The organism is Ammonicoccus luteus, assembly GCF_050880385.1.
In the GTDB taxonomy this organism is placed as follows: Bacteria; Actinomycetota; Actinomycetes; order Propionibacteriales; family Propionibacteriaceae; genus Enemella.
The window spans coordinates 841239-861668 of the sequence record NZ_JBNZCI010000001.1 but is presented as its reverse complement, the minus strand read 5'-3'; the positions used below and the strand labels follow the sequence as shown (position 1 = coordinate 861668).

Here is a 20430-nt window from a genome sequence, read left to right as displayed (position 1 = left end):
GGTCCGCGCGACCAGGGGGGAGGGGCCGTGTCGCGGATTGAGGACGATCGACGCACCAGCACTCCCAAGCAGGCCGAGGAAGCGGGCGGGTTGCGGTCAGTGGGTTCGGCGCTCGACCTGCTCGAGTGCTTCGCGACCGAGGAGGAACTCGGCGTCTCCGACCTGGCGCGGCGGCTCGGCATCGCCAAGAGCACCGCGCACCGGCTGTTGTCCACCCTGCGGTCCCGTGGCTTCATCGAGCAGGACGAGGACAGCGGACGCTATCGGCTGGGCCTTCACCTGTTCGAGCTCGGTCACCTGGCGCAGGTCCGCCATCCCCTGCGGGCGGTCGCGATGCCCATCTGCCTTGACCTGAGTCGCCGGACCGGGCTGACGGTCAACCTCTCGGTCTGCGATGGCGCCGACATCGTCTTCATCGAGCGACTCGAGTCACCGGAGTCCGGGCGGAACCTCAGCGAGTCCGGTCGACGGCTGCCCTCTCACGTGGCGAGTTCCGGGAAAGCCATCGCTGCGTGGAATCCCGAGTTCGCCCAGGTCCGGGCGGAGGCAGGTTTCCCACCTCGGGCCAGATCGACCGTCCGGACGCGCAGCGAATGGGAGGCGGCGCTGCGGTCGGTCCGGAAAGTGGGGTACGCGCTCAGCGAGGACGAGTCCTATGACGGGATCAGCAGCGTCGCCGTGCCGATCATGGATGCGCGAGGTCCGGTCACGTCGGCGCTCTCGTTTCTCGGCCGACGACACGATCTGGGCATGCGGCTGCCGTTGCTGGTCCAGGTCCTCCAGCGTTCGGCCAGGCGAATTGCCCACGAAATGATGCGCAGACCGGGCGGAATGCCCAGCTGACCGGTCTGACGGACGACTCGGTGGTGTCGCGTGGGTAACGTGGCATCCGTAAGCCATCATCAAGGAGGATCCATGGCCCAGTGGGACGAGGAAAGCGTCGCTGCCGAACTGCTCGCCTGTGAGGCGGAGCGACGTGACCGGGAGCCGTTCACCGACGAGTGGCCCGAACTCGACGTGGACACCGGTTATCGCATCCAGGACGCCAATCTTGAAAAGCGGCTCGCGCGCGGCGAGAAGCTCATCGGCGTGAAGCTCGGACTCACCAGTGAGGCCAAGCAGCGCCGCATGAATGTGCACGCGCCGTTCGTTGCCTGGCTGACCGACGACATGGTCATGGAGATCGGTGACCCGGTGCCGCAGGCGAAGCTCATCCATCCGCGCATCGAGCCCGAGATCGTCTTCGTCATGAAGGACCGACTCGAGGGCCCGGGGGTGACGCGTGAGACGGCGATGGCAGCCGTGGAGACCGTGGCGGGCGGCGCCGAGGTCATCGACTCGCGCTATCGGAACTTCCGGTTCCGCGCCGGCGACGTCATTGCCGACAATGCCTCCAGCGGCGCCTATGTCGTGATCGACCAGGCGGTCAGCCCCGATGACATCGATCTGCTGACGGAATCCGTCGAGGTCTATGTCGACGGCAAGCTCGAGCAGACCGGCACCGGCAAGGACGTCCAGGGCCACCCGGGCGAGGCTCTCGCTCTGGCGGCGAACGATCTCGCTCGTCGTGGACTGGCCATCGAGCCCGGCTGGGTCGTGCTGACCGGTGGCGTCACCGACGCCGTCTTCTCTCCGCCGGGGAGCAAGGTCGAGGTGAAATTCGGGACGCTCGGTGCAGTAACCATCGATGGTGGCGAGGATCCGGACAAGGCGAGCTGATGCCGATCATCGAGGTCACGTTGGCCGAAGGCCGCACCCCGGAGAAGCTGCGCGCGCTCATCACAGAACTGACGAACGCCGTGGTGGAAACCGACGTGGCGAAGAAGGAGTCGGTGCGGGTCATCATCCGCGAGGTGCCGAGGACGCATTTCGCGGCGGCGGACGAAACGCTCGCCGAACGCGCCGAGAGACAACGCAACGCAGCGGGTACGCAGAGTTAAGTGCGGGGCCCGGTGCTCTTTGCGGGGCACCGGGCGCTCGTCTCGTGAATACAGAAAAGCGCCCTCAACGAAGCTGAGCGCTGGTTCGCTCGCGCTCGGTCGATCCCAGGGAAGGGACACAATCCGTGCGAAAGAACATCACCGTTCGGCAACTGCCGAACTTCATCAACGGGAAGTACGTCGAGACCAGCGAGACCTTCGACGTTCTCTATCCGGTCACCGGTGAGGTGACCGCCAAGGCTCACAAGGCCGGACAGGCGGAGGTGGACGCGGCCGTCGCCGCCGCGCGCGCCGCCCTGCACGGACCCTGGGGCAAGCTGACACAGCAGGACCGGGCCAAGATGGTCCGGGCCATCGCCGAAGGCGTGCAGAAGCGCTTCGATGATTTCCTCGAGGCAGAGGTCCTCGACACCGGCAAGCCCTATTCCGTCGCCTCCCACGTCGACATTCCGCGTGGCGCCTCGAACTTCGCCGCCTTCGCGGACGTGCTCCGGGAAAACCCGACCGAGACCTTCATGCTGGACACGCCGGACGGCTCGGGCGCACTGAACTACGGCGTGCGCCGACCGCGCGGCGTGATCGGCATCATCTCGCCGTGGAACCTGCCGCTGTTGCTCATGACCTTCAAGGCAGGCCCCGCGCTTGCCTGCGGCAACACCGTGGTCGTCAAGCCGTCCGAGGTCACCCCGTCGACGGCGACGCTCATGGGCGAGGTCATGAACGAGGTCGGCGTGCCCGAGGGCGTCTACAACGTCGTCCACGGCTTCGGTGACACCGGGCAGTTGCTCACCTCTCATCCGGACATCGACGGCATCACGTTCACCGGCGAGACCCTGACCGGCTCCATCATCCTCAAGGCCATCGCCCCGACACTCAAGGGTGCGTCGATGGAGATGGGCGGCAAGAACCCCGGCATCGTGTTCGAGGACGCCGATCTCGACCTGACGATCAAGGAACTGGGACGCTCGTGCTTCCTGAACACGGGCCAGGTCTGCCTGGGCACGGAGCGGGTCTATGTGCACGAGTCGATCTTCGACCAGGTCCGGGACAGGTTGAAGGACTACGCCGAGAACCAGTTGCACTACGGCTATCCGGATGAGGACACGACCAACTTCGGTCCGGTCGTCTCCGACGAGCACCGCGAGAAGGTGCTGTCGTACTACAAGCTCGCCGAGGAGGAGGGGGCAACCGTCGTCACCGGTGGTGGCGCGCCCGCGTTCGAGGACGAGCGGGATGGCGGTTCCTGGGTGGAGCCGACGATCTGGACCGGACTGACCCACGACTCCCGGGTCGCCACCGAGGAGATCTTCGGCCCGTGCACGGCGCTCATCCCGTTCACCGACGAGGACGAGGTGATCAAGCTGGCCAACGACACCAACTATGGTCTGGCGGCCACGTTCTTCACCACGAACGCCAGCCGGGTCCACCGGGTCGCGCCGCAGCTGGAGGCCGGCATCGTGTGGGTCAACAGCTGGTTCCTGCGTGACCTGCGGACCGCGTTCGGCGGCATGAAGCACTCCGGCATCGGCCGTGAGGGCGGCGTGCATGGGCTCGACTTCTACACCGAGTTGTCGAACGTCTGCGTGAAGTACTGAGTGCAGGCACCCTGATTTCAGGGTCTGACAGCGTGAAGCCCCGGGCGCTGAGCGGCCGGGGCTTCAGCCTGTCGGGGTGTCGGGTGGTGAGAGTAGGGTCTGGGCGTACGCGACGCAGAGGAGCCCCATGAACAACCCGCTGCCCCGCTCCGTCGAGTGGGCCGCCACGATGGCCGGCCACCGGCACGAGCAGTCCGTCATCCGGGCTCATCGCGATTCGGTCGCGGCTGTGCGTTTGGGGCAGCGTCGGGGTCGGGAGTTCCGTGAGGAGCGGGAAGCCGAGATGCTTGTGCCGGGCGCGACGCTGGCGCGCGGCGCGGGCAATCGAGTGGTCGAGGAGGAGCCGGATCCCGAGCGCACGTGTTTCGAGCGGGACCGGGACCGCATCGTCCACTCCAACGCCTTCCGAAGGCTCGCCGGCAAGACGCAGGTGGTCGTCCATCCGGCCGATCACGAGCGGACCCGGCTCACTCATGCGCTCGAGGTTGCTCAGGTCGCGACGTCGATCGCGCGCGGGATCGGGGTGAACGCGAGTCTCACCGAGGCGATCGCGCTCGGTCACGACTGCGGTCACGGCCCCGGGGGACACGCCTCGGAGGATGCTTTCGACCCCTACGTGCCCGGTGGTTATGACCACGGGCCCTGGGGGGCCAATGTGGTGCTGGCACCGCTCAATCTCTGCGCGGAAACCTTGGACGGCATCCGGAATCACTCATGGTCCCGACCTGCGCCCGGCAGCGTGGAGGGCGAAGTCGTCTCCTGGGCTGACCGCATCGCCTATTGCGCGCATGACCTGGAGGACGCGATCAAGGCCGGCATCGTGCGCGAGGCCGACATTCCGGCGGACGTGGCCGCCGTGTGCGGACGCACCCGACGTGAGCAATTGCGCACGTTCGTCCACGCCGTGATCGATGCGGTCGAATCGACGGGCCAAGTCGGAATGGCCGCGGGGCCCGCGCAGGCGCTGGCAGCGCTGCGGGCGTTCAACTACGAGCGGATCTATACCCGTCCCGAGTCGGTCGCGCAGGCCGTCGCCGTCGTCGACGTGCTGCGGGCCCTGGTCGATCACTTCGCACAGCGCCCCAGGGCCATCCGACGGGGTGTGGATGCGGATCCGGGCAGTCCCGAGGCCATCCATGCCGCGGTGACGTGGATTGGTGGCATGACCGACCGCTATGCGTTCGACACAGCGGTGCGGGAGTTGGGCTGGCCGGAGGACCGATTGCCGAAGGGCATCGACCGGAATCAGTGAGCGCCGGCGGCGTGCTTGTGGACCGTTGAGCGGCACGTTCGACCGTTCCTTTTGATACCCCCCGGGGTATAAGATATGGTCTTTCTCATACCCCGGGGGGTGTCCCTGGTCTTGATCGAGAAGGAGTTCACCGTGCCACGGTTCGCTCGCGAATATCGACCGCTCTATTTCCTCGCCGCACTCGGTGCGGGTGGACTGTCGGTGTCGTTCTTCATGTACCTCATGTTTCTGATCCCGCACCCGACCAGCCCGATGCCGACGTTCTCCGACGTGGTGAACGTCTATCGGGTGGAGGGGATCGGCCTCCAGGTGATGACCACGCTCGCGCTGATCGGCATCGTCTTCTTCGCGATCAAGCACGTCCTGGTGTTGCTCGCCAACCTGCGTGCGTTCAACCGACTGCGCCGCGAGCCGGCCTATCGGGCGCTGCGTTCCTCCAACGGTGAGGTGACGCTCATGGCTGTCCCGCTCACCCTCGCCATGACCGTGAACGTGCTGTTCATCCTGGGTGCCCTCGGCATTCCGGGCCTGTGGAGCAAGGTCGAGTGGCTGTTCCCGTTCTCGCTGTTGGCTTTCTCCGCCATCGGCGCGCTCGCGTTCTTCTTCTTCGGTCGCTATTTGGCCCGCCTCATCTCGCAGCAGGGCTTCGACAACGACGACACCAATCACTTCTCCCAGATCCTGCCGGCGTTCGCCTTCACGATGATCGCGGTCGGTTTCGCAGCGCCTGCTGCCATGAGCAAGATCACCGCGGTCTCGGTTCTCGGCATGGTGGGCGCCTTCATTTTCCTCGCGGCTGCTGCCGCCTGGATCCTTGTGAAGCTGCCGGTGAGCTTTGCCGCGATCCTGCGCAACGGCCTCGCGATCGAGGGCGGTCCGACGCTGTGGATGGGCATTCCGATCTTCACGCTCGTCGGCATCACCTTTGTCCGTCTCGCCTCGGGTGTGAGCCACAACCTGCTGGACACCGAGCTCAACCCTGTCATCACCTTCGTCGTCCTTGGCCTGCTCGTGGCGGCACAACTGGTGATGGGTTTGATCGGCTGGGCCGTCATGCGCCGCCAGGGGTATTTCGCACGGTTCGTGCGCGGGACGGACAGCAGCATCCCCTCCTATGGCCTGATCTGCCCCGGCGTCGCCCTGTCGGTGCTGAGCATGTTCTTCATCCACTGGGGCCTGGTCAAGACCGACATCGTCACCCTGTTCTCGCCGGTGCACCTCGCGCTGCATGCGCTGGTGCTGCTCCTCCAGGTCCGAACGATCCAGACACTGTTCCAGCTCGACCGCCGCCTGATGGGCGACCCGAAGGTCAGCCACAACGAGCCGGTTGCCAAGGAAGAGGAACTGGCCGCCGTCTGATCGGTCGGCCCCTAGGGCGTCGAACAACGCGGAAGGGTCCGGTTGCGTCATTGCGACCGGACCCTTCGGCGTGCAAAGGAAGTCAGAAGATGCGCACTGAACCGGTGCCGGTCTCGGCCTGGATCCGATGCGGCGCCGCCCCGTCCTCGTCGACGTCGACCCGCACGCTGCCCGTGCGGCTGGTCGCCTGCACCGCATAGCTGCCGTCCGGGACATCCACGTCAACGCTGCCCGTGGTCGTTCTCGCCTCAACCTCATCGGGCTGCGGGCCGTCCACCGTGACATCGACCGACCCTGTGCTGGCCTGCGCCCGAACGCTTCGGGAACCCTCGACGCGGATGTCGATGCTGCCCGTCGTGCTCTCGGCAGAAGCGCTGTCCGCTCGTCCGGTCACGTCGATGCCCCCGGTGGTCACCTTCGTCCGCACGGTGTCGAAGCTACCCGAGGCATGCACCGAGCCCGTCGTGGTCGTCAGGTCGGTCGTGCCGAAATCCCCGTCGACCGTGATGCTGCCTGTGGTGCCGCGCACGACCAGGTCGGGCGTGTCCTGCCTCGTGCCGGCGGGCAACACGATGTCCAATCGGCGGTTGAACGACGGCCCGAAACTGAAGCCCCCACCGCGATAATCGACGATGAGTTCCCCGTCGACGACCCGCTGTTCGAGCCGGCTGCCCCGCTGGCGATCGTGCTCGACGATCCGAGCGGTCGGCACGTCCTCATAGCGCACCTGAATGGCGGTGTTGCCCGAGATCACCCGCACGGAGGTGACCGGGGCTGTCACCTCCGTGGTCACGTCGGAGCCGAGGAGACCCGCACCCGCCCAAGCAGCCCCTGCGACGACCAGACCGGTGGTGAGCACCGCGCCGATGCGCCGGCCGCTGCGCCGGCCATCGTGCCGCGCCGGTCTGCCGTCCACCGCGCCGGGTCCGCCGGTTGACGCGACCGGACCCAGCGGGGCGCTCGGCGGCAAAGTCTCAGCAGGTCCCCAGGGCTCGGGATCGTTCGGGTCGTGCGGGTTGCGATAAGTCGGCTCAGGGGACGAGGGGCGCATGATGGTCTCCTTCGGTGCTCCCTCGAGCCAATCACCCGGGGAGGGCATTGTCAGTGCGCGCGCGGGTTGTTCCGGGTGACGGTCAGGGTCCGGTCAGGGACGCAACCGAGACCTGAGATCCTCCGGGAGGAGATGCGCCGAGCCGACCAGCCAGGCGGCCACGGTGACAGTGACGAACTGGGCGGCGAGGATGCCGAACAGCACGAGGACCTGCGCTGCCCCGGCCTCGAGAGGGCTGCCGCCACCAAGCAGGACACCCACGAAAGCGCCCGGCAGAGTCACCAAGCCGACCGTGCGGGTTGAGTCCAGATTAGGGATCACCGCTTCCGCGCGGCTCCGGTCGATGATGGCCTCGATCACCATCGGGCGTTCCAGCCCGAGGGCCAGCCCGGCCTCGTATTCCCCGATGCGGCCACGCAATTCGCCGAACGCCTTCCGCCCCAGGAGCGTATGTCCGGTCATGGTGTTGCCGATGATGATTCCGGCGATGGGCACCAGCGCGGCGCCGGTCAGGGGAGCGGTGCCGGACAAGAAGACGATGAGGAGCACCGGTAACACTCCCGCCGCCATCGCCATGGCGACCCACCACCAGCGATCACGCACGCCGCAGCGGCCTGCTGAGGTGAACACAGCGACCGCGAACATGAGGAGCCCGAAGCCGATCGCGAGCGCGAGGTGGGTCAGGGTCGCGGTGATGATCAATGAGACGGCGGCGAGTTGCACCACGGCCCGGAGACAGGCCCACAGCACCGACCGGCTCAGCCCCAGCCGGGCGACCAGCGACACGGCGACAGCCAGAGCAACCAACGCGATGAGGGCGATGGCGAGAGGCCAGCCGGGCTCCGTGGGGGTCATGGCCGTCAGCGTAATCGTTCGGCCACGAGCAGCGCGTGTGCGTGGTGGCCGGACGCGTACCCCGAAAGGGACTTGACTGTGACGCAACGTCACATGACGAGAATGGTGCATGCGGATCTCTGACTGCGCCGAACTGACGGGCACGACCGTGCGGACAATCCGCTATTACCATCAGGTCGGTTTGGTGCCGGTGCCCTCCGGCAGGGGGGTACGCCGGGACTACGGCCTCGAACACGTCGCCCGCATCCTGCGGATTCGTTGGCTGGCCGAAGCGGGGTTGTCGCTCGACGCGGTGGCCGAGTTGCTGGCCGCGGAAGACCAGCTGGCGGAGTCGGCAAGCCTCCATGACCTGCGCGCCACCGCGACGAGCATCGACGAGCGGATCACCGAGCTGCAGTCCCAACGGCGGCGGATCACGGCCCTCATCGCAATGGCCGAGGATGGCCGCCAGCTCACCGCCCTGCCGCCCGCGCTGGAACGCTTCTATGACCGGCTTGCCGACGCCACCCGCGATCCCGCGGCCCGCAAGGTGCTTCAGCGGGAACGCCGGCTCGCGGAGATGTTCGCCCAAAGGGGGTTGGTGCCGAAACGGGCGGAACGGCTGATCAACGCACTCACCCCGGAGGACATGGCGCTGGTGGTCGACTTCTATACGCGTTATGCCCGGCTGCCCGAGTTGGCCGACGACAACGCGACCGCGGAGATCGACGACCTCGTGGCCGCGATGGTCCAGTGGTCGCTGGACAACCGCGAGATCACCGAGGGCATGCTCAACATCCTGCCCGCCTGGGCCAGACGGCCCCGGTCGATGGAGGCCCTGATCAACTTCTCGATCCTCGTCTGCAGCGATGGCCGCCAGGAGGAAGTCATCCGCCGCAGCGTCGGCCAGATCATCGCGCTTATCGACGACACAGGCGCCCCGAACCCCGTCACCACGAGAGGACAGCACTCATGACCCCACCCATCGAAGTCCGCGACCTGGTCAAGACGTTCGGGTCGTTCCGAGCTCTCGACGGCGTCGACCTGACGGTCGCACCCGGCAGTGTCCACGGATTCCTCGGCCCGAACGGCGCCGGCAAGTCCACCACCATTCGTGTCCTGCTGGGGCTCTATCAGGCAACCTCGGGACACGTCTCGGTGCTCGGGCTCGATCCCGGGGTCCGCCCTGCCGAGGTGACTCGCCAGATCTCCTACATTCCCGGCGACGTTGCGCTGTGGTCCAATCTGACCGGACGCCAGGTGCTCGACGTGCTGGGAGGGCTGCGTGGCGTACGCAATCGCGAACGGGAGAACCAACTCATCGAGCGGTTCGCGCTCGACCCGTCCAAGCGGGTGCGGTCCTATTCGACCGGCAACCGGCAGAAGGTGCTGCTCGTCGCGGCGCTGGCCGCACCGACCGAGCTGTTGATTCTCGACGAGCCGACCTCCGGTCTCGATCCGCTGATGGAGACGGTGTTCGCCCACTGCATCGAGGAGGCGGCGGCCGAGGGCCGGACGGTCCTGTTGTCGAGCCACATCCTGGCCGAGGTGGAGCGGTTGTGCACCGATGTCACGATCGTGCGCGACGGCCGGATCGTGGAGTCCGGCAGCCTCGCCCAACTCCGGCATCTGGCGGCCCTCGAGGTCGCGGTCGGCGGTCCGGAGGTCCCGGCGCTGGCCGAGGACCTGCGGCGCTGGAAGCCCGAGGTCGCAGACGAGCGCTTGGTCGCGGAGGTCGGCCGGGACGAGCTGCCGGAGGTGCTGGCGTTGATCGCGAACGCCGGTGCCACTGATGTCACGGTGACCCCCGCGAGTCTGGAGAACCTGTTCCTGCGGCACTACGAGGTGGCGGCGCGATGATCAGGCTGTTGGCGCGTCGCCATCGCCTCGCGCTGATCGCGTGGGTCGTCGGGCTGCTCTCCTTGGTGGCGATCACGGCACCGTCCTATGAAGCCACGTACGGGGATCCCGAGTCCCGGGTGGTGCTGGTCGAACAGCTCCAGGCGACCCAGGGTTCGAAGGTGCTCTATGGCGAACTGCCGGATCCCGGCACACTCGGGCAGTTGTTCGCGTGGGAGACCGGCAGCTACATCGTCATCTTGGCCGCGGTGATGGCCGTGCTGCTCGCGATCTCGATGACGCGTGGCGAGGAGGACGCGGGGACGCTGGAACTGGTGCGGTCGGTGGGCGTGCGCCCCGGAGTGCCGCTCGGCAGCGCCATCGCGGTCCTCGCGGGTGCCTGTGCCGCCGTCGGTGGCGGCTCGGCGCTGATCCTGCTGGCCCAGACGGCCACGATCTCCGAGCTCACGGTCGAGGGGGCGTTGGCCTATGGTGCGGTCGCGTTCCTGGCCCCGCTGTGCTGCGGTCTGTGGGCTGTGATCTGTGCGCAGCTCCGTCCCGATGCGCGCAGCGCACGCGGCTGGGCGTTCGCGGCCGTCGCGCTCGGATTCGGTGAGCGGGTGATCGCGGACTTCGGCAGTGGCTGGTGGGCGGATGCCCTGCAGTGGTTGACGCCGTTCGGGTGGAAGACGGTCGTGGGACCGTACACCGAGGACCGGTTCTGGGCGCTGGCGCCGATCGCGGTGATCACGGCGGCTTTCGGTGCCGTCGGTGTCCTGCTGGCGCGGCGCCGCGAGCTGGGCTCGGCACTGGTGGCAGGTGCGCAACGCAGCGGTCGGGGACTCCGCGTACGGACGCCGGAGGGGTGGGCCTGGGTCAGCGCGCGAGGATCGATTGCCGGCTGGAGCCTGGCAATCCTCGGGACGGCCGGCTTGTTCGGGTCGATGGCCGACGGGCTCGTGACCACGATCGCCACCGACCCCGCGACCGGCGAGCTGATGAACCAGCTGGGTGGGCCGGCAGACCCTGCGGCCGCCTATTTCAATTTCCTCGGCACCTTCATCGCCCTGCTCGTGATGATCTGCGGCGTCGTGCTGGTGCTGCGCTTCCGTGGCGAGGAGACGAGCGGGCGGCTGGTCCACGAGCTGGCCACTGGAGTGCGGCGCTGGCGGGCGCTGCTCGCGCGGGTCCTGGTGGCCGTGGTTGTCTCGGTGGGTCTGCTCGCGGCATCGGGCGTGCTCATGGGCCTGATCGGGGAGGCACAGTTGGACGAGGGCGAACCAATGGCCTACGCCGTGTCCGCCAGCCTCGGCGAGGCACCCGGCCTGCTTCTGTGTGTCGGACTGACCGCACTGCTGGTGGGCCTGGTCCCGCGGTGGGCGTCGGCAATCTGGCTCATCGTGGCCTGGAGCGGATTCACGGTGCTGTTCGGGGCCTTGGTCGACCTCCCGGCCTGGGCGGTGGACCTGAGTCTGCTGGGGCACGCCCCGTCGGGGGATGGGCTGCCGGACTGGAAGGCCTGGCTGGGGCCCGTTCCGATCGGCCTGGGGCTCGGCGCCGTCGTCGGGATAGCCGCCGCCACCGCCTTGGTCGGCCGTCGCGATCTGCGCCTCGGTTGAGGTCACTCTCGTTTCGGCGCAGGAACTGAACAATCGATCCGCAAATTGGGCGTTCGGAGGCCAGAATTGAGCATCGACTGTTCAATTCTTGCGCAGTGGAGCGTTCGCTCTCGGTTCCTGAAGGGGGCCACGATGGATGAGTCACAGCAGATCCGGGCGTGGTTCGCCGACACCGGTCAGGGTTTCGTGGAGCTGGTGCAGGGGATCGGTCCGGAGTCGTTCGATGGTCCCGGGTTGGGGGAGTGGACCGTTCGCGACCTCATAGGGCACACGTGCCGCGCCTTCAGCACGGTGGAGGCCCATCTTGCCGCGGAAGTGCCGGATGGCGCGTCGTGGGTGGACAACGCAGCGGCCTATTTCACCACCGTCCGCCGGGCCGCCGTCGACCACGGCCAGATCGCCGAACGTGGACGAGAAGCCGGACGGGCGCTCGGCGCGGCCCCCGCGGCTGCCGTGGCCGACATGGCGAACCGGGTGCTGGCGCTGGTCGCGCGCAGCCCCGACGACGCCCCGGTGATGACTGTGGCCGGGCCGATGATGCTCATCGACTATCTGCCGACCCGCGCGTTCGAGCTCACGGTTCATTCGCTCGACCTGGCGGTCGCATTGGGCGTCGCGGCGCCGGCCGGCACCCGTCGATCGACGCGGCAGGCCCTCGCCCTCGTCGCAGACTTGGCAGAGGCGGACGACGCGGCAATCGCAGTGCGGGCGCTGACCGGTCGGTGTGGTCTGCCCGTGGGGTTCAGCCTGCTCTGACGGACTGCGAGGACCAGCCCAGGCGCGGCTGAGGATGAGGACCAGCCCAGGCGGGGCTGAGAATGCTGCCACGGAGCGGGCACCGCGTCAGTTCACCGTCACGGTCAGGGCTGCGGTCCAGCGTGCATTGCTGCCGGACATCGTGGCCATCTGTCGTGCTCCGCCGTCGTCGCGGAAGATGCCGTCGGCCCTCAGCGAGGTCCGGGACAGGTTGGAGACGCTGGTGTCATAGCCGTCGGCGGCGTATGCGGCCCGACAAGCGTCCTCGGGGAACGCGATCTGCGAGGTCTTGACGATCTCGCGCCGACCCGAGGTCGCGGCGCCCAGCGACTCGAACACCTGGAAATGGATATGCGGCCAGCGCCCGGCATAGCAACCGGGGAAGATGCTGGTGAACTCGACCGTGCCGGCGGCGTCGGTCGCGGCGACCCCGCGGAGGTAGTTCTCGTGGCGGACGGCGGCGGAATACATCGAATAGCCACCCTCGCGGTCGCAGTGCCACACATAGACCGCCGCGCCCGCCATGGGTTTGCACGCGTCAGCGAGCACGGTCAGGCGGAGTGTCAGGGGTACGCCCACAGCTATGCCGGTCGCGCCCGCGAAGCTCGACCGGATGTCATTGCGCACCACGCCCGAGGTTGTGAGCGCGTTGGCGCCATTGGACCCGTCACCGGGGAAAGGCCCAGCGGTTTCATCCGGCACTTCTGCGACGCACTCCGTCGTCGCTGTGCCGCTCGCCCTGGCGGCAGTGGCATTTCCACCGACAGCAGTCGCGCCGGCCGTGGCCGGCGAGGCCACTTCCGTCGTCGTCCCGCTGCCCGGGGTCGGTGCCCCGGAGATCCCCGTGCCGGTGGCGCATCCGGCCAGCCCCACCAGCCCCGCCGAGCCGAAGAGCGCGAGTGCGCGCCGGCGACTCAGCGTACCCAGATCGAACCGCAGGCCTCGGTCATGCACAGCGTCCACATAGTTGTCGTTGTCGGTCGGTCCGCTGGGGGCTTCGCTCAGGGGCATGGGACATCTCCTGCCGTCGGTGGGTCCCCAGTTCAGCATGGCGACACGGGTGCTGGGAATGGTGTGGATTCGGCTGGGGCGTGGCAGGGGTGCACGCCGCGTAGACTCGCGGCCGTGGTGGGCAGGACTGGCAGGATCGCGGACGACGACGTGGCCGAGGTGCGCAGCCGCGCCAAGATCGAGGACATCGTTGGCGCGGCGGTGGCGCTGCGCAACGCCGGCGGTGGCTCTCTGAAGGGTCTGTGCCCCTTCCACGATGAGAAGACCCCGAGCTTCCAGGTGACGCCCTCGAAGGGATTGTTCTATTGCTTTGGCTGTGGTGAGGGCGGCGACGTCATCGCGTTCCTCATGAAGCACGACAACATCACGTTCGTCGAGGCGATCGAGCAGCTGGCGGACCGCACTGGTGTCGTGCTGCGCTATATCGACGGCGACGGGCCGCGCGCCGAGCCTGGCTTGCGGACAAAGATCTTGGAGGCCAACCAGGCCGCCGCCGAATTCTTCGCAGGGAACCTCACCGGACCGGACGCGCTCGAGGGGCGGCGGTTTCTCGATCAGCGCGGATTCGACCGGTCGGCAGCCGATCACTTCGGTGTGGGCTGGGCGCCGCGGGGCGGTAGGGACCTGGGCGACCGGCTGCGGGCGCTCGGCTTCGACCGCTCGGTCCTGATCAAGGCCGGGTTGGTCCGCGAGGCGGGCTGGGACTTCTTCCAGGGGCGACTGCTGTGGCCGATCAGGGACGCGGGTCACAACGTGGTGGGGTTCGGCGCGCGGCGGATCCTGGAGGACGACCGGATGCCGGCGAAATATCTCAACACCCCCGAAACCCCCGTCTACAAGAAATCCCAGGTTCTCTACGGCCTCGACCTGGCCCGTCGGGCGATCGGGAAGAAGTCGCAGGCGGTCGTGGTCGAGGGCTACACGGACGTCATGGCTGCCCACCTCTCCGGCATCGACACGGCGGTGGCCTCCTGCGGCACCGCGTTCGGCGAGGAGCACGCCCGCACGATCCAGCGGCTGCTCGGTGGGGATGCCTTCAGCGGCGAGATCGTCTTCACATTCGACGGCGATGCAGCGGGACAGGCAGCCGCCATCAAGGTGTTCTCGTTCGACCGGCAGTTCACCACCCAGACCTACGTCGCGGTGGAGCCGACTGGCCTCGACCCCTGCGATCTGCGGTTGCAACAGGGTGAGGCGGCGGTGCGGGAACTCGTGGCGCGTCGCGTGCCGCTCTATCGCTTCGTCATGTCCAACGCCATCAGCCGCTTCGACCTCGACCGGGCTGACGGTCGGCTCGCGGCCCTCCGCGCCGCCGCGCCACTGGTCGGCAGCATCCGGGACAGTTCGCTGGTGGGTGCCTATGTGCGGGAGTTGGCGGGGATGATCGGGATGGATGTGGAGGAGGTGCGCCGAGAAGTCACCCGGGCGGCCCGCAGCGGGGGACAGGCCACCGGTCGGGAACCCGCCCCGGAACCCATCGCGCGCGCAGCGTCACAGACCGATCTGCCGTGGCCCGATCCACACGAGGGTCGCCTGGCCGTCGAGCGGGGTTACATCAAGCTGGTCGTGCAACGACCCGACCTGCTCGGGACCGACTGGGACGGTGTGAGCGCGGAGGACTTCACCCACCCGGCCTATCGGGCTGTCTGGGCGGCGGCGCAGGAGGCCGCGGGCCAGCCGTTCAGCGGGGACTGGAGCCGACAGATTGCCGAGACCTCGGAGAGCCTCACGCTGCGCCAGTTGGTGGTGGCGCTTGCCGTCGAGCAGTTCCTCCATGATCCGGATCGTGCCTACGTGGCGGCGTACGCGGCCAAACTCAGGCTCCTCAGCGTGACCCGCGCCGTTGCCGACCTCAAGTCGCGACTGCAGCGGACCAACCCGCTGACCGACCAGCCGGCGTACAACAGGATGTTCGTCGAACTCCTTGAGCTCGAAGCCAGGCGCAAGGAACTTCAGCAACGCACGGTCGGCTCGCTGGACTGAGGCACGCTCTAGCGGACCGCTCGCGCGCTCGCCAGATCGGCGGCGCAACTGGTGTTGTCCGAATGCTGCCTCCACAGACCGGCTCGGGTGCCGGTCCGAAGCGCCGGAAGTCCCGCAAGGTATCGGCATGACTGATGTGCTCTTGCCGGCGGAGGATCTCTTGACGGCCGCCGAGGAAATCGAACTGGCCAGACGAATGGAGGTCGGCACCGTCGCGGCCGCCGCCCTCGCGGGAGAACTGCCCGCGGGCTCGGCATCGACCGGCGAACTGGAAATGCTGGTTCACGAGGGGGTGGCGGCGCGGGAGCGGTACGTGCTCGCGAATGTCCGGCTCGTCGCGATGGTCGCGCATTCCGCGGCGAGACGCAGCGGGCTCGGCTTCGCCGATCTGTTCCAGGAAGGCATTGGTGGGCTCATCTGCGCCGTTGACCGCTTCGACCATCGGCACAACGTCCGGTTCGCTACCTATGCGTTGCCCTGGATCCGGGCCCAGGTGGCGAAGGTCGTGGCGACCCGATGCGGCTCGGTGCCCTTGAGCGAACACCGCGCTGAGCGGCGCCGCACGCTGTGCGCCGTGGCCGACCGGATGAGCCAGACGTTGGGTCGGCAGGTCACCGCTGCCGATGTGGCCGGGGAGGTCGGCCAGGACGTCGCCGCCGTTGCGGAACTGCTGGCGGTCGAACCGCCGATCGGACTCGTCGACGATTCGGGGGCGGTCATCGACCCACCGGACCCACGTGCGCTCCATGCGCTGGAGCAGGTGGGGGTGGCCACCCCCGAAATCGGGGCGTGGCTCGGTGCACTGCCGGTCATCGAACGGCGCGTGGTCGGACTGCGATTCGGATTCGCCGGGGCCTCGCACAGCTTCGCCGGTATCGCAGACGTGCTGGGCGTGTCGAAGTCGACCGTCCGGCGGATCGAGGCGCGAGCGCTGGAGCGTCTTCGCGACATCTGCTCGACCGAGCATCTGCCACTGGCCGGTTGAGCGGCGGGCAGAATGGCGCCATGGTCTTTCGACGTACGCGTATTGATCCGGACGCACTCTCGTCATTGCGAGAGGCCTATCGCTCGAAGTTCGGCCGACGGAGCAAGAAGCCGTTGTCGGGTGCGCGGACCCCCGACGGTTGGTGCATCGTTCTGCCCGACGTTCTCGCGCAGCTGCACGGCCAGGACTGGCGACTGATCGGGTGGCACGAGATCGAGCAGGGTGGCTGGAACGATCAGAACCGGGAACTCCGATGGGAGGAGAGCTCTGGTCGCCGCGGAAGCGCGGTCATGGACAATCCGGAGCAGGTGCCGGAGGTTTTCCGCGAACGGGTGCACGCATCGATCGTGGTCCAGAAGCACGTCCCGATCGAGGGGACGCGAGAGGGCGGCGTGGTGAGCGCTCGACGCGATCTCACGCACGCCGACGGAGAACTCGACTGGCGCACCCGGCGAGGACGCGGAACCCCCGATGACGAAGCCACCCGAGCGGCGTTGGCGGCAGCTCTCGAGGAGGTCCGGCACGATTTCGACATATGAGTGAAAGCTGCTAGAGTCTCCAATCGCGCCACGGGCCAATCCCCCGTAGCTCAATTGGCAGAGCATTCGACTGTTAATCGAAGGGTTACTGGTTCGAGTCCAGTCGGGGGAGCGTTAGCAAAGAGCTTCTGACTAGGTGAAATCCTGGTCGGGAGCTCTTTGTAATTGCCCATGGATGCCGCGTTGTCCGAGGCCAATCACCCGCCCGGCTAGCATCTGCGGCAGCCGACGATAAGGAGCAGAAGCATGAGCGACGCGGTCCGCGTGGCGGCAGTGGAAGACGTCGAACCAGGGGAAGCACTTCGTATCTCCCGTGATGTGATGGGCACGCAGGATGATGTGGTGCTCGTGCGGACGGAGGCGGGGGAGTTCTATGCGCTCGACAACACCTGCAGTCACGCGTTGGCATCCCTGGCCGAGGGTTGGGTGGAGGATGACTGCATCGAATGCCCGTTGCACGCTGCAGCCTTCTCCCTGGAGACCGGCGAAGCGCTCAGCCTGCCGGCGACCGAGCCCGTTGGCACCCACGCCGTGGAGGTCCGGGACGGTGAGGTCTGGGTGACCCCCGGGTCCGAGAAGGGTGATCTCTGACCCCGCTGGGCGCACAAAGAAAGACCCCTCGAGAGCAGTGCTCCCGAGGGGTCTATTCGTCCGTCGCAGATCAGGCGTCCCTGGCTGCGGCCGCTGCGGCTTCGCTGACAGCTGCTCGGCGCGCGGCACGCTTGCGCGCCGCATAGGCCTGGGAGGCTTTCGCCGACACTTCCCGCACTGCGTGCAGTTCGGCGTTGGGATCGAACCTCCCAGTGGGGGCTGAGACCGACAGGGCGGCCACCGGGGTGCCGGTGGCGCTGAGGACCGGTGCGGCGATGCAGCTGAGTCCCCGCATCGTTTCCTCCCGCTCAAAGGCAAAGCCGCGCGTCTTGGCATCGTTGAGTTGCTTGCGAAGCTCCTCAGGGTCGGTGACGGTATAGGGCGTCCACTGGGGGAGTTCCTCGCCGTCCAGGACCTCATCGATCAGAGCTTGGTTGTAGCACAGGAGGATCTTGCCGACCGCTGTGCAGAACGCCGGCAGCCTGCCCCCGATGCGGGACGGTGACGGCACATGGTGCAATCCGTGGAGCTTGTTGAGATAGACGACATGCGCCCCCTCGAGCACAGCCAGATGCACCGTCTGGCGTGTGCGTTCGTAAAGATGCGCGAGGAACGGCGTCAGGATGTCCCTGAGCTCCTCGACCTCTGGCACCGTCACCGGGGCCGTGAGCTCATTGAGCAACGGTCCCAATCGATAGTTGCTGCCGGCACGTTCGACCGCGCCGTTCTTCTCAAGCACGGCCAGCAGGCGGAATGCGGTTGACTTGCTTAGCTCGGTTCGCCGCGCCAGCTCGCTCACCCCAACCCCTGAAGAGGCGTCCTTGCCGAAAGCCCCGAGCAGGCTGAGCGCTTTGTCCACTGCTGTGCGGCTGTCCCGCTGGGTCCCCATGGCCCCCCGTTCCGTCATTGGAGTTTGCCCTCGTCGGCGTCCTGATGCACGTCGACCCGAGTCCTCGTGGAGTCGAGTCAGTGTAGCGCTCGTGAGGCAACGTTGGGGACCCCGCGCGCGGGGATCTGGGCAAACAAAAAGGCCCGACTCCCAACAGGCGTGGGAGATCGAGCCTTTTTGTAACCGCCGTTGGCGGTCGAGAATCACTCAGGCAGCGGCGTTGGCCAGCGACACCGCCACGTCGATGATCATGTCCTCCTGGCCACCGACATAGCGACGGCGGCCGATTTCCTCGAGGATCTCGGTGACGGGGACGCCGTAGCGCTCCGCCGCCCGCTCCGCGTGGAAGAGGAAGGAGTTGTAGACACCCGCCTTGCCCTGGATGATCGACGCGCGGTCCATCACCGGAAGGCGCGGGATCATCGGGCCCATCACGTCCTCCGCGGCATCCAGGATGCTCTTGGTGTCGACACCCGTGTGGATGCCCAGACGCTCGAAGGCAGCGACGAGCACCTCGGTGGGGGAGTTGCCCGCACCTGCGCCGAGGGCCTTGAGGGACCCGTCGACCTGGGTGGCGCCGGCGCGTGCGGCCAGCACCGAGTTGGCGACGCCGAAGCTCATGTTCTGGTGGCCGTGATAGCCGACCTCGGCGTCGTCACCGAGTTCGTCACGCAGGGCGTTCACCCGGTCGGTGACGTCCTCCATGATGAGGGCGCCGGCAGAGTCGACGACATAGACGCACTGACAACCGGCGTCGACCTGGATCCGGGCCTGCTTGGCCAGCTCGGCCGGGGTCGTCATGTGCGACAGCATCAGGAAGCCGACGGTTTCGAGACCCATCTCCCGAGCCGCGTTGAAGTGCTGGATCGAGACATCCGCCTCGGTGCAGTGCGTGGCAATCCGGATGATGTCGATGCCGCGGGCCTTGGCCTCGCGCATCTCGTGCACGGTGCCGAGACCGGGCAGCATGAGGGCCGCAACCTTGGCCTGCGTCACGCTCTCCTTGACGGCCTCGATCAGATCGAGCTCGTTGGTCTTGGAGAACCCGTAGTTGAAGCTGGAGCCGGCGAGACCGTCACCGTGGGTGACCTCAATAACCGGGACGCCGGCAGTGTCGAGAGCCTTGGCGACCGCGGTGACCTCGTCGATCGTGTACTGATGCCGCATGGCGTGCGAGCCGTCGCGCAGCGATGTGTCGGTGATGCGCACCTGGATGTCGGTCATGCGTTGGCCCCCACCTTCTTGTTCGCTTCGATGCGCTCGACCAGCATGTCGCCGGTCCGCGTCGCGGCGGCGGTGATGATGTCGAGGTTGCCGGCGTACTCCGGCAGGTAATCCGCAGCGCCCTTCACCTGCACGAGGCAGGTGACCCGGCCCCAGTTGTTCCACTCGGGACGGGCGTGGTCGAACTGCGGGTCAGCGGTCAGGTCATAGCCCGGGACATAGTCCTGGACGGTCTCGACCATCTTGGCGATGGACTCGCGCACCTCGTCCTGGAGCTTGCCCGGCTCAGCCGCTTCGGCGGGCAGCGAGCAAAAGACCGTGTTGCGCATCATCAACGGCGGCTCGGCCGGGTTGAGGATGATGATGGCTTTGCCCTTCTTGGCCCCACCGACAGCTTCGAGAGCCGCGGCAGTGGTCTCGGTGAACTCGTCGATGTTGGCGCGGGTCCCGGGGCCGGCCGACTTGGACGCGATCGACGCAACGATCTCGGCATAGTCGACCGGCACGATCCGGGACACGGCGGCCACCATCGGAGTGGTGGCCTGACCACCGCAGGTGATCATGTTGACGTTGGCGACATCCTCGAGGGAATCGAGGTTCACCGGAGGACACAAATATGGACCCACAGCGGCGGGGGTCAGGTCGATCGCATGGATTCCGGCCTCGGCGAAACGGGGCGCGGCAGCCAGGTGGGCCTTGGCGCTCGTGGCGTCGAACACGAAATCGGGGAGGTCGTCCTGAGCGAGAAGCCAGTCCACACCCTCGGCCGAGGTCTTGAGGCCCAGGCGCTTGGCGCGGGCGAGGCCGTCGGAGGTTGGGTCGACACCGATCATGTAGGTCGGCTGGATGTACTGACTGCGCCGCAACAGCTTGAACATCAGATCCGAGCCGATATTGCCCGGGCCGATGATCGCTGCGGTGTAAGGACGATCCTTACGCTCCCTGGGGTCCACTAGTGGTCCC

General features: G+C 67.3%; 20 protein-coding genes and 1 tRNA gene. 15 read left to right on the top strand and 6 right to left on the bottom strand.

What is annotated here, in order from left to right; translation table 11 throughout:
• Window positions 1-27 precede the first annotated feature (27 nt).
• The 6 genes from ACQ260_RS04030 (at window position 28) to ACQ260_RS04005 (ending at window position 6146) form a co-directional block, all read left to right on the top strand.
• A complete protein-coding gene (locus ACQ260_RS04030) occupies window positions 28-843 on the top strand; it encodes an IclR family transcriptional regulator (RefSeq protein ID WP_432558101.1) in 816 nt (271 codons plus the stop codon).
• 72 nt (window positions 844-915) lie between these two features.
• Window positions 916-1719, top strand: coding sequence for a 2-keto-4-pentenoate hydratase (locus ACQ260_RS04025; RefSeq protein WP_432558100.1), 804 nt, complete (start codon window positions 916-918; stop codon window positions 1717-1719).
• The gene (locus ACQ260_RS04020) at window positions 1719-1940 is read left to right on the top strand and encodes a tautomerase family protein (protein WP_432558099.1); all 222 of its coding nucleotides are present in this window, start codon (window positions 1719-1721) and stop codon (window positions 1938-1940) included. The genes ACQ260_RS04025 and ACQ260_RS04020 overlap by 1 nt, the downstream gene beginning before the upstream one ends.
• A 125-nt stretch (window positions 1941-2065) precedes the next feature.
• Window positions 2066-3535 (top strand): 2-hydroxymuconic semialdehyde dehydrogenase, encoded by a 1470-nt coding sequence (locus ACQ260_RS04015; RefSeq protein WP_432558098.1) that lies wholly within the window; start codon window positions 2066-2068, stop codon window positions 3533-3535.
• A 169-nt stretch (window positions 3536-3704) separates the two neighbouring features.
• Window positions 3705-4787, top strand: coding sequence for an HD domain-containing protein (locus tag ACQ260_RS04010; RefSeq protein WP_432558366.1), 1083 nt, complete (start codon window positions 3705-3707; stop codon window positions 4785-4787).
• Window positions 4788-4919: 132 nt separating this feature from the next.
• On the top strand, window positions 4920-6146 hold the full coding sequence (locus tag ACQ260_RS04005) for a TsoY family (seleno)protein (RefSeq protein WP_432558097.1): 1227 nt from the start codon (window positions 4920-4922) through the stop codon (window positions 6144-6146).
• 82 nt (window positions 6147-6228) lie between these two features.
• Here ACQ260_RS04005 and ACQ260_RS04000 read toward each other — a convergent pair whose 3' ends face one another.
• Together ACQ260_RS04000 and ACQ260_RS03995 are read right to left on the bottom strand one after the other, a co-directional pair.
• A complete protein-coding gene (locus ACQ260_RS04000; RefSeq protein WP_432558096.1) occupies window positions 6229-7197 on the bottom strand; it encodes a DUF4097 family beta strand repeat-containing protein in 969 nt (322 codons plus the stop codon).
• A gap of 93 nt (window positions 7198-7290) precedes the next feature.
• On the bottom strand, window positions 7291-8052 hold the full coding sequence (locus tag ACQ260_RS03995; RefSeq protein ID WP_432558095.1) for an ABC transporter permease: 762 nt from the start codon (window positions 8050-8052) through the stop codon (window positions 7291-7293).
• A 109-nt stretch (window positions 8053-8161) separates the two neighbouring features.
• Here ACQ260_RS03995 and ACQ260_RS03990 point away from each other — a divergent pair, with 109 nt between their 5' ends.
• The 4 genes from ACQ260_RS03990 to ACQ260_RS03975 all read left to right on the top strand — a co-directional run bounded on the left by ACQ260_RS03990 (window position 8162) and on the right by ACQ260_RS03975 (window position 12245).
• A complete protein-coding gene (locus ACQ260_RS03990) occupies window positions 8162-9007 on the top strand; it encodes a MerR family transcriptional regulator (protein WP_432558094.1) in 846 nt (281 codons plus the stop codon).
• Entirely contained in the window at window positions 9004-9891 is an 888-nt protein-coding gene (locus ACQ260_RS03985) for an ABC transporter ATP-binding protein (RefSeq protein WP_432558093.1), read from the top strand. Before ACQ260_RS03990 ends, ACQ260_RS03985 begins: the two co-directional genes overlap by 4 nt.
• Window positions 9888-11489 carry an ABC transporter permease gene (locus ACQ260_RS03980; protein WP_432558092.1) on the top strand — a complete coding sequence of 534 codons (1602 nt, stop codon included), beginning with the start codon at window positions 9888-9890 and terminating at the stop codon, window positions 11487-11489. Before ACQ260_RS03985 ends, ACQ260_RS03980 begins: the two co-directional genes overlap by 4 nt.
• 132 nt (window positions 11490-11621) lie before the next feature.
• The gene (locus ACQ260_RS03975; RefSeq protein ID WP_432558091.1) at window positions 11622-12245 is read left to right on the top strand and encodes a maleylpyruvate isomerase N-terminal domain-containing protein; all 624 of its coding nucleotides are present in this window, start codon (window positions 11622-11624) and stop codon (window positions 12243-12245) included.
• Between the two features lie 87 nt (window positions 12246-12332).
• Here ACQ260_RS03975 and ACQ260_RS03970 read toward each other — a convergent pair whose 3' ends face one another.
• Window positions 12333-13256: a dioxygenase family protein gene (locus ACQ260_RS03970; protein ID WP_432558090.1), complete on the bottom strand. Its 924-nt coding sequence runs from the start codon at window positions 13254-13256 to the stop codon at window positions 12333-12335.
• Window positions 13257-13370: 114 nt separating this feature from the next.
• Here ACQ260_RS03970 and dnaG point away from each other — a divergent pair, with 114 nt between their 5' ends.
• From dnaG to ACQ260_RS03945, 5 genes are all read left to right on the top strand, one after another.
• Window positions 13371-15239 (top strand): DNA primase, encoded by a 1869-nt coding sequence (dnaG, locus tag ACQ260_RS03965; protein ID WP_432558089.1) that lies wholly within the window; start codon window positions 13371-13373, stop codon window positions 15237-15239.
• Window positions 15240-15366: 127 nt separating this feature from the next.
• A complete protein-coding gene (locus ACQ260_RS03960) occupies window positions 15367-16224 on the top strand; it encodes a sigma-70 family RNA polymerase sigma factor (RefSeq protein ID WP_432558088.1) in 858 nt (285 codons plus the stop codon).
• 20 nt (window positions 16225-16244) lie between these two features.
• Window positions 16245-16763: a hypothetical protein gene (locus tag ACQ260_RS03955; protein ID WP_432558087.1), complete on the top strand. Its 519-nt coding sequence runs from the start codon at window positions 16245-16247 to the stop codon at window positions 16761-16763.
• Between the two features lie 39 nt (window positions 16764-16802).
• A tRNA-Asn gene (locus tag ACQ260_RS03950) sits at window positions 16803-16875 on the top strand.
• A 134-nt stretch (window positions 16876-17009) separates the two neighbouring features.
• Window positions 17010-17354 (top strand): non-heme iron oxygenase ferredoxin subunit, encoded by a 345-nt coding sequence (locus tag ACQ260_RS03945; RefSeq protein ID WP_432558086.1) that lies wholly within the window; start codon window positions 17010-17012, stop codon window positions 17352-17354.
• A gap of 70 nt (window positions 17355-17424) precedes the next feature.
• Here ACQ260_RS03945 and ACQ260_RS03940 read toward each other — a convergent pair whose 3' ends face one another.
• The 3 genes from ACQ260_RS03940 to ACQ260_RS03930 form a co-directional block, all read right to left on the bottom strand.
• Window positions 17425-18261 (bottom strand): IclR family transcriptional regulator, encoded by an 837-nt coding sequence (locus ACQ260_RS03940; protein ID WP_432558085.1) that lies wholly within the window; start codon window positions 18259-18261, stop codon window positions 17425-17427.
• A gap of 189 nt (window positions 18262-18450) precedes the next feature.
• Window positions 18451-19467: a 4-hydroxy-2-oxovalerate aldolase gene (gene dmpG, locus ACQ260_RS03935; RefSeq protein ID WP_432558084.1), complete on the bottom strand. Its 1017-nt coding sequence runs from the start codon at window positions 19465-19467 to the stop codon at window positions 18451-18453.
• On the bottom strand, window positions 19464-20420 hold the full coding sequence (locus tag ACQ260_RS03930) for an acetaldehyde dehydrogenase (acetylating) (RefSeq protein ID WP_432558083.1): 957 nt from the start codon (window positions 20418-20420) through the stop codon (window positions 19464-19466). Before ACQ260_RS03930 ends, dmpG begins: the two co-directional genes overlap by 4 nt.
• Window positions 20421-20430: the final 10 nt, after the last annotated feature.

What these genes read in the sequence shown, in the direction of transcription:
- ACQ260_RS03975 (WP_432558091.1), top strand. Translation starts at nt 11,622, where the DNA reads ATGGATGAGTCACAGCAGATCCGGGCGTGGTTCGCCGACACCGGTCAG.
- ACQ260_RS03940 (WP_432558085.1), bottom strand. Translation starts at nt 18,261, where the DNA reads ATGACGGAACGGGGGGCCATGGGGACCCAGCGGGACAGCCGCACAGCA.
- ACQ260_RS03995 (WP_432558095.1), bottom strand. Translation starts at nt 8,052, where the DNA reads ATGACCCCCACGGAGCCCGGCTGGCCTCTCGCCATCGCCCTCATCGCG.
- ACQ260_RS03955 (WP_432558087.1), top strand. Translation starts at nt 16,245, where the DNA reads ATGGTCTTTCGACGTACGCGTATTGATCCGGACGCACTCTCGTCATTG.
- ACQ260_RS04010 (WP_432558366.1), top strand. Translation starts at nt 3,705, where the DNA reads ATGGCCGGCCACCGGCACGAGCAGTCCGTCATCCGGGCTCATCGCGAT.
- ACQ260_RS03970 (WP_432558090.1), bottom strand. Translation starts at nt 13,256, where the DNA reads ATGCCCCTGAGCGAAGCCCCCAGCGGACCGACCGACAACGACAACTAT.
- ACQ260_RS03985 (WP_432558093.1), top strand. Translation starts at nt 9,004, where the DNA reads ATGACCCCACCCATCGAAGTCCGCGACCTGGTCAAGACGTTCGGGTCG.
- ACQ260_RS04025 (WP_432558100.1), top strand. Translation starts at nt 916, where the DNA reads ATGGCCCAGTGGGACGAGGAAAGCGTCGCTGCCGAACTGCTCGCCTGT.
- ACQ260_RS03960 (WP_432558088.1), top strand. Translation starts at nt 15,367, where the DNA reads ATGACTGATGTGCTCTTGCCGGCGGAGGATCTCTTGACGGCCGCCGAG.
- ACQ260_RS03980 (WP_432558092.1), top strand. Translation starts at nt 9,888, where the DNA reads ATGATCAGGCTGTTGGCGCGTCGCCATCGCCTCGCGCTGATCGCGTGG.
- ACQ260_RS04000 (WP_432558096.1), bottom strand. Translation starts at nt 7,197, where the DNA reads ATGCGCCCCTCGTCCCCTGAGCCGACTTATCGCAACCCGCACGACCCG.
- ACQ260_RS03990 (WP_432558094.1), top strand. Translation starts at nt 8,162, where the DNA reads ATGCGGATCTCTGACTGCGCCGAACTGACGGGCACGACCGTGCGGACA.
- ACQ260_RS03945 (WP_432558086.1), top strand. Translation starts at nt 17,010, where the DNA reads ATGAGCGACGCGGTCCGCGTGGCGGCAGTGGAAGACGTCGAACCAGGG.
- dmpG (WP_432558084.1), bottom strand. Translation starts at nt 19,467, where the DNA reads ATGACCGACATCCAGGTGCGCATCACCGACACATCGCTGCGCGACGGC.
- ACQ260_RS04020 (WP_432558099.1), top strand. Translation starts at nt 1,719, where the DNA reads ATGCCGATCATCGAGGTCACGTTGGCCGAAGGCCGCACCCCGGAGAAG.